This is a genomic window from Kitasatospora sp. NPDC004615, assembly GCF_042873545.1.
Classification (GTDB): Bacteria; Actinomycetota; Actinomycetes; order Streptomycetales; family Streptomycetaceae; genus Kitasatospora.
This window is the reverse complement of sequence record NZ_JBIALQ010000008.1, coordinates 1-13763: the sequence shown is the minus strand read 5'-3', so window position 1 is coordinate 13763 and position 13763 is coordinate 1. Positions and strand designations below refer to the sequence as shown.

Sequence of the window (13763 nt, the reverse complement as noted above, 5' to 3'; positions counted from 1 at the left end):
CCATCGCCCATTTCTGTCGAACTGATGGATGATGCTACGTCAGAATGCTTAGCCGTTTCGGAAGTCGCCGATTTCCGTTGTGACAGCCACCTATGCTGCCCCCGACGATTCGGAGTCCCTGCACGTTTCGGGAGGCGGCCATCGTGGAGCAGTGGGAGAACGGGCGGCAGCGGCGGCCGTTGTCGGGGCGGCGGCGGGTGTTGGCCTGGCTGGCGGTCGGGACGGTGGCGGCGGTCGGTGGAGGAGTGGTGCTGCGGCAGTCGCTGGCCGGGGCGGAGCCGGCGGCGGGGGCGGTGGGCGAGGGCGGGCGGCGGTGGTCGGATGCCGAGGCGTGGGGCGGGAAGGTGCCCGGGGCGGGGAGTGCCGTGCGGATCACCGACAAGGTGGTGCTGGACGGGGACGCCAAGGTCGGGTCGCTGCTGATCGACACGGGTGGGTCGCTGGTGTTCGCCGGGGACCGGTCGGTGACGTTGGAGAGTGCTGGCAACGTCGAGGTCCGCGGGGTGCTGGCGCTCGCGCCCGATGCGGCGCACACCCATACCTTGCGGTTTCCCGACATCGACGAACGGCGGTTCCAGGGCGGCGGCATGACCGTCGTCGACACCGACACCGGCCTGTGGGTCACCGGCCGCGGTTACCTGCGGCTGGACGGTGCGCCCCGGACGGCGTGGGTGCGGGCCGCAACCGAGCTGAAGGCGGGGGACACCGTACTGAAGCTGGCGGTGGCGCCGGAGGGTTGGCAGGTGGGTGACGAGCTCGCCGTCACGCCGACCGGGCCGCCCGATGCCGAGGGGTTCTCCGATGCGTACGACCTGGTGACGGTTCAGCGGGTGGACGGCCCGAACGTCACGCTGGCCGCGCCGTTGCAGCACGCGCACCCGCGGGTGAGCCTCGGTGGTGGGGCGGTGTTCGGGGCGGAGGTGCTCAACCTGACGCGCAACGTGCGGGTCGAGGGCACCGAGCAGGGGCGGGCGCACGTCCACCTGACGTCCAGCCGCCCGGCCGATGTGCGGCATGCGGTGCTGCGGCGGGTCGGGCCGCGGGCGGTGGGGAAGGAGAGTTGGAACGGGCAGCCCGTGAGTGAGCCGGTGCTCGGGCGGTACGGGTTGCACTTCCACATGCTGCTGGACACCTCGCGCGGCACGGTGGTCGAGGGCGTGGTGGTGCGCGACGCCGGAAGCCACGCGTTCGTACCGCACAACAGTCACGGCATCACGTTCCGCGGCTGCATCTCCCACAACACCTGGGAGGACGCGTACTGGTGGGACGGCCCGATCGACACCCGCACCCCGCAGGGCCCGTCCGACGACATCGCGTACGAGGGGTGCGTCGCCTCCCGGACGGTGTTCGAACCGAATCCGCGCGGCTACCGGCTGACCGGTTTCAGTCTCGGCGCGGGCACCGGCTCCTCGGCGAAGGACTGCGTGGCCGTCGGCGTGCAGGGCGCCACCGGGGCGTCCGGGTACGAGTGGCCGGAGACCAGCGAGGGGGTGTGGACGTTCGAGAACTGCCTGGCGCACAACAACCTGGAGAACGGCATCTTCGTCTGGCAGAACTCCGAACACCCGCACACCGTCAGCCGGTTCGCCGCGTACCACAACGGCGGCTGGGGCATCGAGCACGGCGCCTACCTGAACGACTTCGCCTACCGCGCCTCGGTGCTGTACGGCAACGCCGCCGGCGGGATCGCTGTCCACGCGCTCGGGCGCGACAAGGGCACGGTGTTCGACGGGCTGCTGATCGACGCCGCCGGGAAGTCCGACTACGCGGTGGCCACCCTCAAACACCAACTCGACGGCGAACTCGTCACCCTGACCCGTAGCCGGCTGACCGGCTACCGCAAGGCCGGGGTGGCGTTCCGGGCCACCGGGGACGGGAAGCCCGACGACATCGCGGTGCTGGACTGCGAGTTCGGCGACGGCCCCGAACTGTGGCTCGACCCGGACGCGCCCGCGCCCAAGCAGATCCTGTTCCGCAAGGCCGGACAGTCGGAGACGCTCGCGCTCGGCAAAGCCGGCCCCGGACTCGCCGCCGGCCCGTGGAACGCCGCCACCAGCCCCGCCGCCGCGCCCACGCCGCCGCGGCAGGTGGAGCTGCCCGTGCTGAAGTTCACCGACGGCGCGCCGCGAACGGGGCGCGTCACCGGCTGATGGCCGTGGGCACGGGAAAGCGCGACTGCCTGCGGCAGGCTTGATGCCCGCGCGCAGGGCAAAAGCGCGACGGGCGGGAACGCGTCGATGCGCTGCTCCCGCCCGTCGCGGTCCTCGGACGGCGCGTCAGCGCGCCGCGTGCGCCCCCGGCGTGGTGCGCTGCTCGGCGGCGGCCTCGGCGGCCTCCAACTGCTCCGCGGTGGGCTCGGGGAGCGCCGCCAGGTAGCTGGAGGCGATCAGCTGAGCCACCGTCGGGTAGGCACCGATCGGGGCGGCGCTCGGGCAGCCGGTCTCCTCGGCGGCCGCGGCCAGCAGCTCCGGGTCGGCCTCCGGGCCGATCACCAGCGGGGCCAGCGCGGGGCGCCCGCAGCCGGTCGACTTCAGGTGCTCGACGGCCGCGGCAACCGAACCGGGCACGTCCAGCGCGGCCGCGACCACGGGCACGGCGAGCCGGGCGGCCAGCAGCACACCGGTGATGCCGGCCGCGGACGCGGCCTCCTCGCCACCGGTGGTGGTCAGCACCACGCCGTCGGCGGCGGTGGCGATCGCGAACAGGCGGGCGCGGTCGGCGCGGGCCAGGTCCGCCTCGGACAGGCGCACGTGCACGGCCTCGGCCAGCAGCGGGTGCGGGCCCAGCGGGTCCAGCACCTGGGCGCCGGTCTCGGCGGCCGACTTGTGCAGCTCCGGCAGGAACTCGTGCGGCCCCGGAACCAGCGGCACCACCACCGGTGCCGGCTGGCCGGCCTCGGCGGCCGCGTTCAGCAGATCGGCCACCGTCTGGGCGTCCTCGCCGCCCAGGTAAGCGGCCGTCACCTCGATGCCCGGCTGGTCGCCGCGCACGACGGACAGCAGCTCCTCGACGACCGGACGGGTCTCCGGCCCGGCGACGGCCGGAACCGCCAGCACCAGGGCAGGCGAACCGGCCATGATCTCGGGGCGCTCGGGACGGCGGTGGCGCCCCCGCGCACGGGAGCCTGGCGTACGGACGGGCAGTGGCGCGCCCGGGATGGCTGCGGTGCTCATGCGCCGAATCGTAGGACATTGCCCAGCGTGCCTTGCAGCCGGATACCGGGAGTGGGCGGCTTTCCGCCAGGAAGTGACGGTCATCACAGCGGCAGTTGTGACTGGCTGTGAGGCGCGGGGCGGGTGGTGGGTGATCGACAACGCGCTGACGGCTGTGTGCGGACGGTCATGGCGAAGTTGGCGATTCGCCCTGCTGTGTCCGCTTACGCACCGTCAATTGCCCGGTCGTGAAGGGTTGGTGACGGCATTGGCACGTTCTTCTGCACGGGAAATTTCCCATGCTGATGCACGTGCAGCCGAGCTATCATCACGTCAAGTGAGGCATTCGCCAGGGTCTGGGGAGAAAACAATGGGTGAGGCGTACAACGGCATGGCGGCGACGGACCTCGAGGGCGTGGTCTGGCAGAAGAGCGGCTACAGCAACTCGAAGGGCAACTGCGTCGAGTTCGCCGCGCTGCCGAACGGGGACGTCGCGATGCGCAACTCGCGCTTCCCCGACGGGCCGGCGCTGGTCTACACCCGGGCGGAGATCGACGCGATGCTGCTCGGCGTGAAGGACGGGGAGTTCGACCACCTGGGCAACTAGCCCTGACGGTGTGTCGGTGGCCGCACAGACGGGCCGTCGTGGGAGATCCCGCGACGGCCTTCAATGTTTTTTTGGACCGGACGGGCCGGATGGCCCAAGTCGGGAAGGTGGCGGCCGGTTCGGCCGGAGAAGAAGGGGTGCGGGGTGTCAGGCGGAGCGGCGGTGACGGCCGAGGTTCGGCAGCGGGGGTTCGGCGGCGAGCGCCGGCGCGGGGGCGTCGAACAGTGCCCACACGACCTTGCCCGCACCCGCCAGCGGGTGCCAGCCCCAGGAGTGGGAGAAGGAGTCGACCAGGTGCAGGCCGCGGCCGGACTCCGCCACGAAGTCGGCCTCGCGGGCGATCGGGCCGGAGCTGGACGGGTCGCTCACCGCGCACACCACCTGCGGGGCCCGGTGCACCAGGCTGATCCGGATCGGCAGTGAGCCGACGGCCAGTTGTGGAGTGGTCTGGGCCGGGACGCGGGACGGCTCGCGCTGGCCGAGTGCGTGCCGGAGCGCGTTGGTCACCAACTCGGAAGCCACCAGGGCCACATCGTCGAAGAGCTCGCCGAGGCCCCAGGTGTCGAGGGTGATCCGGGCGAACTCCCGCGCGGTGCGTACGGCCTCGAACCGGGGAGCGAGCGTGCAGCTGACCACATGCGGGTCGGTTGCCAGGGCGGTACCGGTGCTCATGAAGAGCTCCTCCCATAAGGGGGCGGACACGGCGGGACCCATCGGGGTCATGCCGGTCACCTCCGACTCGCTCGGCCGCTCTGCCGCCGCGTCCGACCACTGCGCGCACACGCAAGTACCCAGCGACGCACGGGCGTTGCCGGGACGGGTGTGCGGAATCGCGCTAGCTGTCGACGCGGAGCCCGCGGGGTTGCCAAGGGCGTGCAAGTGCACGTGCACCATGCTCCTCTGTGCTTACGGCAGATGCAAGAGTCGATTCACGTGCAGTCGTGCGATTGGCATATGCATGCACCGGATGCACGTGCAAGATGGTGTCTGCGTGTCAGAAGCGGTAGCCCTGCGCACCACTACCGGCACTCAGTGCGTCCAAGTGATGGCAGACTGTGCAACTGGTCTTTCCCAATGGAGGTTTGGTCAGATGACCACAGTGCAGCCCGGTGGGGGCTCGATGGTGCGCCGCATCCTCCTCGGCTCCCAGCTCCGTCGGCTCCGTGAGGGCTGCGCGATCAGCCGGGAGGACGCCGGCTACGCGATCCGCGCCTCGGAGTCCAAGATCAGCCGGATGGAACTCGGCCGGGTCTCCTTCAAGGAGCGTGACGTCGCCGACCTGCTCAGCCTCTACGGCCTGGGCGGCGGCGCCGAGCGGGAGACCCTGCTCGCCCTGGTCCGCGAGGCCAACAAGTCCGGCTGGTGGCACAGTTACAACGATGTGCTGCCGAACTGGTTCCAGACCTACATGGGGTTGGAGGAGGCCGCCGCGCTGATCCGCACCTACGAGGTGCAGTTCATTCCCGGCCTGCTCCAGTGCGACGAGTACGCCCGGGCGATCTTCGCGCAGAACCGGCCCGTGCTCGCCGACGACGAGATCGAACGCCGGGTCGCGCTGCGCGCCCGGCGGCAGAAGCTGCTCACCGAGGGCCGCGGGCCCAAGCTGTGGGCCGTCATCGACGAGGCCGCACTGCGCCGCCCGGTCGGCGGCCCCGAGGTGATGCGCGCCCAGCTGGAGCACCTGGTGGAGCTGGCCGAACTCCCCAGCGTGGTGCTCCAGGTGATGCCCTTCCGGTTCGGCGCGCACGCCGGTGAGAGCGGCGCCTTCTCGGTGCTGCGCTTCCCCGAGCAGGACCTGCCGGACGTGGTCTACCTGGAGCAGCTCACCAGCGCCCTGTACCTGGACAAGCGCGACGATGTGGACGAGTACGTGCAGGTCATGGAGCGGCTGTGCGTGGACAGTCTGACCCCGCAGCAGACCCTCGACCTGCTCCAGGGCATCCTCAAGAGCCAGTGACGGCAGGGGTTCGCGGTGCCCGGCGGGATCGAGTGGCTGACGAAACGTCAGTGTTCGGGCCTCGCGCGGGAGTCCGGGCCGCAGTTCGGTATCGGCGCGGTCGAGCGGATTGACCGGCGCCCGGCAAGCTGCCATGGTGACTGCGCCGCCGTCCGGCTTGCCCGGTGGGCCTCGGAACCGGCGGCGCTCCGGCTCCACCAATACGGGGGTTTGGTGGAGCCGGCTCCGACATCTCGGTGGATGACGCTCAGCGCTCCGACAGCACCTCCTGCTCCAGCGGCCGGTACCGGTAGTCCGGCACGGAGGCCGGCACGGCGGCGGCGGTCTTGCGGCCCTTGCGGCGTACGGCGCCCGTGAGCGCGATCAGCAGGCCGAGCGTGGTGGTGCCCGTCACCAGCAGCAGGGCGGGCCGGTACCCGGCGAGTTGGGCGTGCGCGTCGGTGCCGCTGCCGGTGCCCGCGGTGAGCACCGCGGTGGTGACGGCCAGCACGATCGCGCCGCCCACCTGGAGCGCGGTGTTCACCAGGCCCGAGGCGAGGCCCTGTTCGTCGTCCGCCACGCCGTTGGTGGCGGCCACATTGATGGACGGGAAGCCGAGCGCGAAGCCCGCGCCGATCAGCAGCATGCTCGGCAGCACCAGGCCGAGGAACGAGCTGTGCTCGTCCAGCCGCAGGAAGAGCGCGTAGCCGAGGGCCATCGAGGCGACGCCGACCGGGAGCACCCGCTCCGGGCCGAACCTGTCCAGTAGGCGGCTGACCGAGCCGGCCGAGAGGGCGACGATCGCGCCGCCGGGCAGCAGGCCGAGCGCCGTCTCCAGGGCCGACCAGTCGAGCAGCCGCTGCAGGTACAGCGTGGCCACGAACTGGAAGCCCGCGTAGGAGCCCATCAGCGTCAGCGCCGTCAGATTCGCCCGGCGGACGCCCACGCTGCGGAATATGCCCAGCCGCACCAGCGGGTGCGCGGTGCGCGACTCGATCAGCAGGAAGGCCGCGGCCAGCGCCGCCACCAGCAGCAGCGAGCCGATCGTGCGCAGCGACAGCCAGCCCGCGCCCTGCGCCTCGGTGACCGTGAAGACCAGCAGCAGCACGGCGGCGGTGCCGGTGATCGCGCCCGCTATGTCGTAGCCGCCGGAGCTGCGCTGCTCGCCGTGCTGCCGGGGCAGCAGCTTGATGCCGGCGAGCAGGGCGATCAGCGCGATCGGGACGGGCATCAGGAACGTCAGCCGCCAGCCGGCCGACGTCAGCAGCCCGCTGATCACCAGACCGAGCGAGAAGCCGGCGGCGGAGCAGGTGGTGTAGATGGACAGCGCGCGGTTGCGGGCCGGGCCCTCGGCGAACGTGGTGGTGATGATGGAGAGGCCGGCCGGGGCGGTGAACGCGGCGCTGACGCCCTTCAGGAAGCGGGCGCCGATCAGCAGCGGGCCGCTGTCGACCAGGCCGCCGAGCAGCGAGGCGCCGGCGAACACGGCCAGGGCTATCAGGAACACCCGGCGGCGGCCGAGCAGGTCGGCCGCGCGGCCGCCGAGCAGCAACAGACCGCCGTAGCCCAGGACGTAGCCGCTCACCACCCACTGCAGGGCGGAGTCGGAGAGGTGCAGGTCGGTGCCGATCGAGGGCAGGGCGACGCCCACCATCGAGACGTCGAGGGCGTCCAGGAACATGGCGGCGCAGAGCACCACCAGGGCGCCCCAGAGGCGTGGGGTCCATCGCGTGTCGGTCATGGCACCGTACGCTACATGCATGTGCATGGGATGCAAATGCATTTAATGCAGCTGCAACACATGCGTACGCATGTGCTAACGTGGCGGCGTGACCGACCTAGATCCGGATCGTGACCCTGCGGCGGAGACGGCGCTGGCCGAGAAGTGGCGCGCCGTGCTGGCCAGCCATGCGGCCACGTCCTGCGCGATAGACCGTGAGCTCGGCGAGGCCTTCGGAATCGGCGTCAGCGAGTTCGAACTGCTGGAGCGCCTCTGGGAGTTCGAGCAGGAGGAGCACCTGACGGGCTCGCGCGCCCAGGTGCTGTCCGGCAGCGTGCACCTCAGCCAGAGCGCGTTCTCCCGGCTGGTCGCCCGGATGGAGAAGTCCGGCCTGGTGCAGCGCTCGATGTGCGCGGACGACCGCCGCGGCATCTTCATCACGCTCACCGACGAGGGCCGCGAGCGCTACCGCAAGGCCCGCCCCGTGCACCGCCGGATCCTCGCCGAGACGCTCGGCCAGTAAGGCCAGTAAGGCCAGTAGGGCCAGTAAGGCCAGCGGGGCGACGGACGCTCAGAGCAGCGTCGACAGCCCCGGTGCGGCCGCGATCAGCGCCGCCGCCACGGGAGCGGCCAGCGCCGCCAGCGTCCAGCCCAGCCGGGCCCGGCGCGGGAGCCGGGGCTCGCCCAGCAGCAGCCGGTCCACCCGGGCGGGGGACTGCGCCAGCTGCCGCGGCGGGCAGGACGCGAACACCTCACTGTTCAGCTCCGCCAGCGCCAGCGCGGTGGTCACCCGCCCGTGCCGGCGGGCGGCCCGGTCGTCCGCCGCCAGTTCCGCCAGCACCGCCACCTGGTCGCGGAACTCGGAGAACACCCCCACCCCCGGAAAGCCCGTCGCCAGCGCCTGCGCGCACTGCGCCAACCAGTGGTGCCGGGCCCGGACATGGCCCCGCTCGTGGCTCAGCACTGCCGCCAGTTCCCGGTCCGACAGCTGCTGCAACGCCCCCGTGGTCACCACCAGCCGGGCCCGCGGTCCGGGCAGCGACCAGGCCTGCGGCCGGACGTTCTCCAGCACCACCAGCGGCTCCTTGGCCGCCCGCCGGCGCGGCAGCAGCGAGGCCGGCAACTCCGGCGCCCGCCGCGCCAGTTGGGTGTGACGGTGGCCGCGTTCCGCGCGCGCCGAACGGATCTCCCGGGCCAGCGACAGCGCCGTCCACACCCCGCCCGCCGCCAGCACCGCCGCCGACAGCCGGCCCCAACCCTCGCGGCCCGCCAGGCCGTACGCCTCCACCACCCCGTCCGGGGCGCCCGAGAAGACCACGTCCCGCCAGGCCGGAAGAGCGGCCGCACTCGCCAGTAGCAGGCTCAGCCCGCAGCACAACAGCACCGCGACCACCAGCATCTGCCACACCAGCAGGGCCAGCACCGGTTCTCGCTCGGGCCAGCGGGCCCGGGCCAGGCGGCTCGGCGCCACGGTGGCGAGCAGCAGTCCGAGCAGGAGCAGGCTCAGCAGTGCCGTCATGGCAGGGGCTCCCCGAGGCGGGATTTCGAGGCGCGGCGGTGCGCCTGCCCCCCAACCTATGCCGCCTCACGCCCACGGGGAACGGCCGGGTGCCTCCAGTGACCAACACCACGTCGCCACACGGTTTCGGACGCCCCGTCAGCCACTCGGGGCGGACCCAAAAACGGCGGTGGTTCACATGGTCAGCAGCATCGCGAACATCCCGATCCCCATCGCGGCCCGGCAGGCCCGCGGCAGCGGCGCCGCCACCGTCGCACCGTCCGCCGCGATCACCCGGCTGCCCTCCCACAGCGCGTACCCGCCGAAGTACACCAGCAGCAGCCCCGTCACCATCGGCAGCCCGGCCGGCTCCCCGTGGTGGCCGGCGTGCCCGCCCGCCGCGCCGGCCGTCATCGCCAGCGCCATGTACGCCATCGCCAGCGCGCCGATCCCGTGGTGCAGCCGGTGCGCCCGCAGCCCCGCCCCGCGTCCGGCCAGCGCGCCCACCAGCAGTGCCGCGGCCAGCAGTGCGTACGGCCAGCCCCAGGCCACGCCCGGCAGCAGCGCCATCCCGGCCATGCCCAAACCCATCGCGGCCTCCAGCAGGTCCGACTCCCGGCGGGCCGGCCGGTCGTCCCCGCAGGACGCGTCCTGCCGTCCTTGCCGCACCCGCCACCCGCAGTAGCCGCCGCTTCCCGTGGCCAACGCGGCCAGCAGCCAGTTCACCAGCGCCGGACCGTGCATCGCGTCCCCCTCCGGCCGGATGTGCGCCCACCCCACGATCACCGACCCCGACCGGGCGCAGCAGGGCGTGAACGGGGGCGCACCGAGGCTCGGCCGGGCCCGCGCCGGGCGTGCGAGCGGCCCCCGGCGCGGGCGGCGGTGACGGACTGGTGGTCCCCGGTGGCGGTCCGTTCGGGGGAGGGGCAGGGTCGGGCGTACCGGAAGCGACGCCGGATCTGTCCGTTTCATCCATCACGTCAGGGAGCGGAGCCGATCGCGCTACGAACCGGAGTGTCCGCCGTCAACTTGCTCTTGAGCCGGAAGACCTTTCGCGTTTAACGTGGTCTTGTCGAAATAACTCCTGTCGAAGTGAGCCTGAGATGCAGAATCTTTCGCCGACTCTCGCGGCTGCGGGTGACGCCCCCACCGCCGACCTCGCCGCGCACCCGGCCTGGCTGCGCCTCAAGGACGCTGTCGAGGCCCTCCGGCCCCTGCAGTCCAAGGACGGCTCGATCGACCTCGCCGCCGTGCCGCGCCCCACCGTCGACCCGCTGGTCGAGACCGTGCAGGCCGCCGTCGCCGAGCTCGCGCCGTACTTCCCGCACGACGCCGAGTACCTCGCCGCCGTCCGGGCCGACCTCGGCAAGTGGGCCGACACCGGCTACCGGGAGCCCGACTTCCTGGACTCGCTGCTGGCGTTCCGCCCCGAGGAGCACCGGGTCGACGGGATCGGTCACCTGGTGGTCTTCCCGATGTACACCCAGAACGGCAACCCGGACCGGAACCTGGAGGCCGTCCTGCTGAAGGTCGTCTGGCCCGAGTGGATCGCCGAACTGGAGCGCACCCGCTTCGACAACCCCGGCTACCTCGGCATCACCTTCGACGACTTCACCGCCGGCTACGACACCAACTCCGCGGTGCTGTTCCCCGAGACGGTGGCCGTCCGCGAGGCGCCGTCGCGCTTCACCTGGGGCGGCATCTTCTGCGACCGCGAGGCCGCCCGCTTCCGCACCGTCTCCACCAGCGCCGTCCGCCAGCTCGGCCTCGAGATCCCGGCCGACGCCGAGAGCCTGCTGCAGGACCAGGACCGCACCCAGCAGACCTTCGTCCTGTGGGACCTGGTCCACGACCGCACCCACAGCCACGGCGACCTGCCCTTCGACCCGTTCATGATCAAGCAGCGCAGCCCGTTCTGGATGTACGGCCTCGAAGAGCTCCGCTGCGACCTGAACACCTTCAAGGAGTCGGTCAAGCTGGAGGCCGAGGGCTACACCCAGGGCCGCGACGTCCAGTACGCCGTCCTGTTCGACCGGATGTTCCGCTTCCCGGTCACCGGCGACCGCGTCCGCAACTACGACGGCATGGGCGGCCAGCTGCTCTTCGCCTACCTGCACAAGCACGACGCGCTGCGCTGGCGCGACAACCGCCTCACCATCGACTGGTCGCGCGTCGCCGACGTCACCAACCAGCTCTGCGCCGAGATCGAGACCCTCTACCGCGAGGGCATCGACCGCCCCAAGACCGCCCACTGGATCGCGGCCTACCAGCTGGTCTCCAAGTACCTCACCCCGCACCCCGCCTCCACCTGGGCCAAGGGCCCCGAGGCGCTCCCGCTCGACATCGGCGACGACAAGGCACTGCGCAAGGCGCTGTGCGACGCCGTCCACCCCGACGAGTTCCCGCTCAGCATGTTCTTCGAGGCCCTGGCCAAGAAGCTCAGCCGGGTCATCGCCGACACCAAGGGCATCACCAGCGCCGACGTCGAGGAGATCGCCGCGTGACCACCGCACCCAGCACCGACAACGGCCGCCCGCTGGCCGGCAAGGTCATCGCCGTCGCCGGAGCCAGCGGCCCCGCCGGCCAGGCCACGCTGCGCCGGCTCGCCGCCGACGGTGCCACCGTGATCGGCGCCGACATCGACCAGCAGCGCCTCGACAAGGCCATCGACGGCATCCGCACCGCCGTCCCCGGAGCGAAGGTCACCGGGCAGGTCATCGACCTGCTCGACCCGCAGGAGGTCCACGACTGGGCCGACCACCTCGAAGCCGAGCACGGCCACGTCGACGGCCTGATCCACCTGGTCGGCGGCTGGCGCGGCAGCAAGAGCTTCTTCGAGACCCGGATAGACGACTGGGACTTCCTGCACGACACCGTCGTGCGCACCCTCCAGCACACCTCGCTGGCGTTCCAGCCCGCCCTGCTGCGCAGCCCCGCCGGCCGCTACGCCATGGTCTCGGCCGCCGCCGCGCACAAGCCCACCGGCGGAGGCGCCGCGTACGCCGCCGCCAAGGCCGCCACCGAGGCCTGGACCCTCGCCATGGCGCACTCCTTCGTGAAGGAGACCACCGCCGAGGACGGAACCCCCACCGCCGCAGCTGCCATCCTGGTCATCAAGGCCTTGGTCAGCCCTGAGATGCGTGCCGAGAAGCCGGACGCCAAGTTCGCCGGCTTCACCGACACCGCCGACCTGGCCGCAAACATGGCGAGCCTCTGGGACCGCCCCGCAGCAGAACTGAACGGACAGCACCTGTGGCTGACAGCCCGATGACCACCCCCTTCGGCCCGACCGACGCGGTGCGGCACCACGACCCCGCCGTGCGCGGATTCGCCAGCGACAACTACGCCGGCGTCCACCCCGAGATCCTCGCCGCGATAGCCCTGGCCAACGACGGCCACCAGGTCGCCTACGGCGAGGACCAGTACACCGAGCACCTGCAGACCGTCTTCCGCCGCCACTTCGGCGACCGGGCCGAGGCGTTCCCCGTCTTCAACGGCACCGGCGCCAACGTGGTCGCGCTCCAGGCGCTGCTGCCGCGCTGGGGCGCGGTGATCGCCGCCGCCAGCGCGCACATCAACGTCGACGAGTGCGGCGCGCCGGAGAAGATCGCCGGCATCAAGATCCACACCGTCCCCACCCCCGACGGCAAGCTCACCCCCGAGCTGATCGACCAGCAGGCCTGGGGCTGGGGCGACGAGCACCGCGCCCAGCCGCTCGCCGTCTCCATCACGCAGTCCACCGAACTCGGCACCCTCTACACGGTTGACGAGGTCCGCGCGATCTGCGAGCACGCCCACGAACGCGGCATGCTCGTCCACATGGACGGCTCCCGGCTCGCCAACGCCGCCGCCTCCCTCGGCGTCCCGTTCCGCGAGTTCACCACCGACGCCGGCGTCGACGTGCTCTCCTTCGGCGGCACCAAGAACGGCCTGCTGCTCGGCGAGGTCGTGGTCGTCCTCAACCCCGAGAAGGTCCGCGACCTCAAGTACCTGCGCAAGATGTCGATGCAGCTCGCGTCGAAGATGCGCTTCGTCTCGGTCCAGTTCGAGGCCCTGCTCACCGGCGACCTCTGGCTCCGCAACGCCGGCCACGCCAACGCGATGGCGCTCCGACTGGAAGCCGCCGTCCGCGAGATCCCCGGCGTCACCGTCGTCCGCCCCGTCCAGGCCAACGCCGTCTTCGCGCTGCTCCCGCGCGAGGTCAGCGAGCGCCTCCAGAAGCACTACCGCTTCTACTTCTGGGACGAGCACACCGGTGAGGTCCGCTGGATGGCCGCCTTCGACACCACCGAGGCCGACATCGACGCCTTCGCCGCCGCGATCGCGGAGGAGATGGGGCGTCAGGGCTGACGGCTCTGCTCTGCTTGTTCTGCGCGACGGCCGGTTCGGAAGGCAACTTCCGGGCCGGCCGTCGGCGTCTCCGCGGTGGGGCCGGCGACGGTGGCGCCGGAGAAGGCGGGCAGGTGTTTGCGCCTGGGGCGGATCCGGCGTAGTGTTCACTGGTCGCTCGGCAGGGAGCACCGGACACGCAATCTGTGTGGACGGTCCCGGGGTGGCCAATCCCTGAGAACCACCCAGTTGATCCGTGACGGGTCGCGTCCTTTTCGCGTCTCCGTTCGTATTTGCTGTGCGCGTTTTCGGAGATTGCGGCGGATTCGCTTTTCGGAGCGGGGATCGGCTAGAGTTTGAAACGTCGGACGGGCCGTCAGGTCGGGAAGACAAACAGCAAGTCGGATCGAAACTCCGGAAAACGGGGCGGAAAACATCTGATAAGCTGAGAACACGAAAGAACGAAGCGCCCGGAGGGCCTGCTGGAAGGCAGACCGAAGGAAGTGTCCGTTCCTTGAGAA

At 71.5% G+C, this 13763-nt stretch carries 12 protein-coding genes; 7 read left to right on the top strand and 5 right to left on the bottom strand.

Annotated elements, in window-relative coordinates; translation table 11 throughout:
* The first annotated feature begins 143 nt into the window (after positions 1 to 143).
* On the top strand, positions 144 to 2150 hold the full coding sequence (locus tag ACFYS8_RS26200; RefSeq protein ID WP_387645059.1) for a hypothetical protein: 2007 nt from the start codon (positions 144 to 146) through the stop codon (positions 2148 to 2150).
* A 126-nt stretch (positions 2151 to 2276) separates the two neighbouring features.
* Here the strand turns inward: ACFYS8_RS26200 and ACFYS8_RS26195 are convergent, their stop codons facing one another.
* A complete protein-coding gene (locus tag ACFYS8_RS26195; RefSeq protein WP_387645056.1) occupies positions 2277 to 3173 on the bottom strand; it encodes a hypothetical protein in 897 nt (298 codons plus the stop codon).
* A gap of 349 nt (positions 3174 to 3522) precedes the next feature.
* Between ACFYS8_RS26195 and ACFYS8_RS26190 the strand changes: the two genes are divergently transcribed.
* Positions 3523 to 3759 carry a DUF397 domain-containing protein gene (locus tag ACFYS8_RS26190; protein WP_387645053.1) on the top strand — a complete coding sequence of 79 codons (237 nt, stop codon included), beginning with the start codon at positions 3523 to 3525 and terminating at the stop codon, positions 3757 to 3759.
* Positions 3760 to 3906: 147 nt separating this feature from the next.
* Here ACFYS8_RS26190 and ACFYS8_RS26185 read toward each other — a convergent pair whose 3' ends face one another.
* Entirely contained in the window at positions 3907 to 4431 is a 525-nt protein-coding gene (locus ACFYS8_RS26185; RefSeq protein ID WP_387645051.1) for an ATP-binding protein, read from the bottom strand.
* Between the two features lie 418 nt (positions 4432 to 4849).
* Here ACFYS8_RS26185 and ACFYS8_RS26180 point away from each other — a divergent pair, with 418 nt between their 5' ends.
* The gene (locus ACFYS8_RS26180; protein ID WP_387645049.1) at positions 4850 to 5716 is read left to right on the top strand and encodes a helix-turn-helix domain-containing protein; all 867 of its coding nucleotides are present in this window, start codon (positions 4850 to 4852) and stop codon (positions 5714 to 5716) included.
* Positions 5717 to 5963: 247 nt separating this feature from the next.
* Here the strand turns inward: ACFYS8_RS26180 and ACFYS8_RS26175 are convergent, their stop codons facing one another.
* Positions 5964 to 7436, bottom strand: a complete 1473-nt coding sequence (locus tag ACFYS8_RS26175) for an MFS transporter (RefSeq protein ID WP_387645046.1) — start codon at positions 7434 to 7436, stop codon at positions 5964 to 5966.
* An 88-nt stretch (positions 7437 to 7524) separates the two neighbouring features.
* Between ACFYS8_RS26175 and ACFYS8_RS26170 the strand changes: the two genes are divergently transcribed.
* Positions 7525 to 7938, top strand: a complete 414-nt coding sequence (locus ACFYS8_RS26170) for a MarR family winged helix-turn-helix transcriptional regulator (protein ID WP_387645043.1) — start codon at positions 7525 to 7527, stop codon at positions 7936 to 7938.
* Positions 7939 to 7986: 48 nt separating this feature from the next.
* Here ACFYS8_RS26170 and ACFYS8_RS26165 read toward each other — a convergent pair whose 3' ends face one another.
* Together ACFYS8_RS26165 and ACFYS8_RS26160 are read right to left on the bottom strand one after the other, a co-directional pair.
* Positions 7987 to 8934 carry a M56 family metallopeptidase gene (locus tag ACFYS8_RS26165; protein ID WP_387645040.1) on the bottom strand — a complete coding sequence of 316 codons (948 nt, stop codon included), beginning with the start codon at positions 8932 to 8934 and terminating at the stop codon, positions 7987 to 7989.
* A gap of 174 nt (positions 8935 to 9108) precedes the next feature.
* Positions 9109 to 9657, bottom strand: a complete 549-nt coding sequence (locus tag ACFYS8_RS26160; protein ID WP_387645038.1) for a DUF5134 domain-containing protein — start codon at positions 9655 to 9657, stop codon at positions 9109 to 9111.
* 359 nt (positions 9658 to 10016) lie between these two features.
* Here ACFYS8_RS26160 and ACFYS8_RS26155 point away from each other — a divergent pair, with 359 nt between their 5' ends.
* Genes ACFYS8_RS26155 through ACFYS8_RS26145 form a run of 3 tightly spaced genes read left to right on the top strand, consistent with a single transcriptional unit; the run spans position 10017 to position 13263 of the window.
* The gene (locus tag ACFYS8_RS26155; protein ID WP_387645035.1) at positions 10017 to 11417 is read left to right on the top strand and encodes a DUF6421 family protein; all 1401 of its coding nucleotides are present in this window, start codon (positions 10017 to 10019) and stop codon (positions 11415 to 11417) included.
* Positions 11414 to 12184 carry an SDR family NAD(P)-dependent oxidoreductase gene (locus ACFYS8_RS26150; RefSeq protein WP_387645033.1) on the top strand — a complete coding sequence of 257 codons (771 nt, stop codon included), beginning with the start codon at positions 11414 to 11416 and terminating at the stop codon, positions 12182 to 12184. The genes ACFYS8_RS26155 and ACFYS8_RS26150 overlap by 4 nt, the downstream gene beginning before the upstream one ends.
* Positions 12181 to 13263, top strand: coding sequence for a threonine aldolase family protein (locus ACFYS8_RS26145; RefSeq protein WP_387645944.1), 1083 nt, complete (start codon positions 12181 to 12183; stop codon positions 13261 to 13263). Before ACFYS8_RS26150 ends, ACFYS8_RS26145 begins: the two co-directional genes overlap by 4 nt.
* Positions 13264 to 13763: the final 500 nt, after the last annotated feature.

What these genes read in the sequence shown, in the direction of transcription:
- ACFYS8_RS26195 (WP_387645056.1), bottom strand. Translation starts at nt 3,173, where the DNA reads ATGAGCACCGCAGCCATCCCGGGCGCGCCACTGCCCGTCCGTACGCCA.
- ACFYS8_RS26190 (WP_387645053.1), top strand. Translation starts at nt 3,523, where the DNA reads ATGGGTGAGGCGTACAACGGCATGGCGGCGACGGACCTCGAGGGCGTG.
- ACFYS8_RS26185 (WP_387645051.1), bottom strand. Translation starts at nt 4,431, where the DNA reads ATGAGCACCGGTACCGCCCTGGCAACCGACCCGCATGTGGTCAGCTGC.
- ACFYS8_RS26180 (WP_387645049.1), top strand. Translation starts at nt 4,850, where the DNA reads ATGACCACAGTGCAGCCCGGTGGGGGCTCGATGGTGCGCCGCATCCTC.
- ACFYS8_RS26175 (WP_387645046.1), bottom strand. Translation starts at nt 7,436, where the DNA reads ATGACCGACACGCGATGGACCCCACGCCTCTGGGGCGCCCTGGTGGTG.
- ACFYS8_RS26165 (WP_387645040.1), bottom strand. Translation starts at nt 8,934, where the DNA reads ATGACGGCACTGCTGAGCCTGCTCCTGCTCGGACTGCTGCTCGCCACC.
- ACFYS8_RS26160 (WP_387645038.1), bottom strand. Translation starts at nt 9,657, where the DNA reads ATGCACGGTCCGGCGCTGGTGAACTGGCTGCTGGCCGCGTTGGCCACG.
- ACFYS8_RS26155 (WP_387645035.1), top strand. Translation starts at nt 10,017, where the DNA reads ATGCAGAATCTTTCGCCGACTCTCGCGGCTGCGGGTGACGCCCCCACC.
- ACFYS8_RS26145 (WP_387645944.1), top strand. Translation starts at nt 12,181, where the DNA reads ATGACCACCCCCTTCGGCCCGACCGACGCGGTGCGGCACCACGACCCC.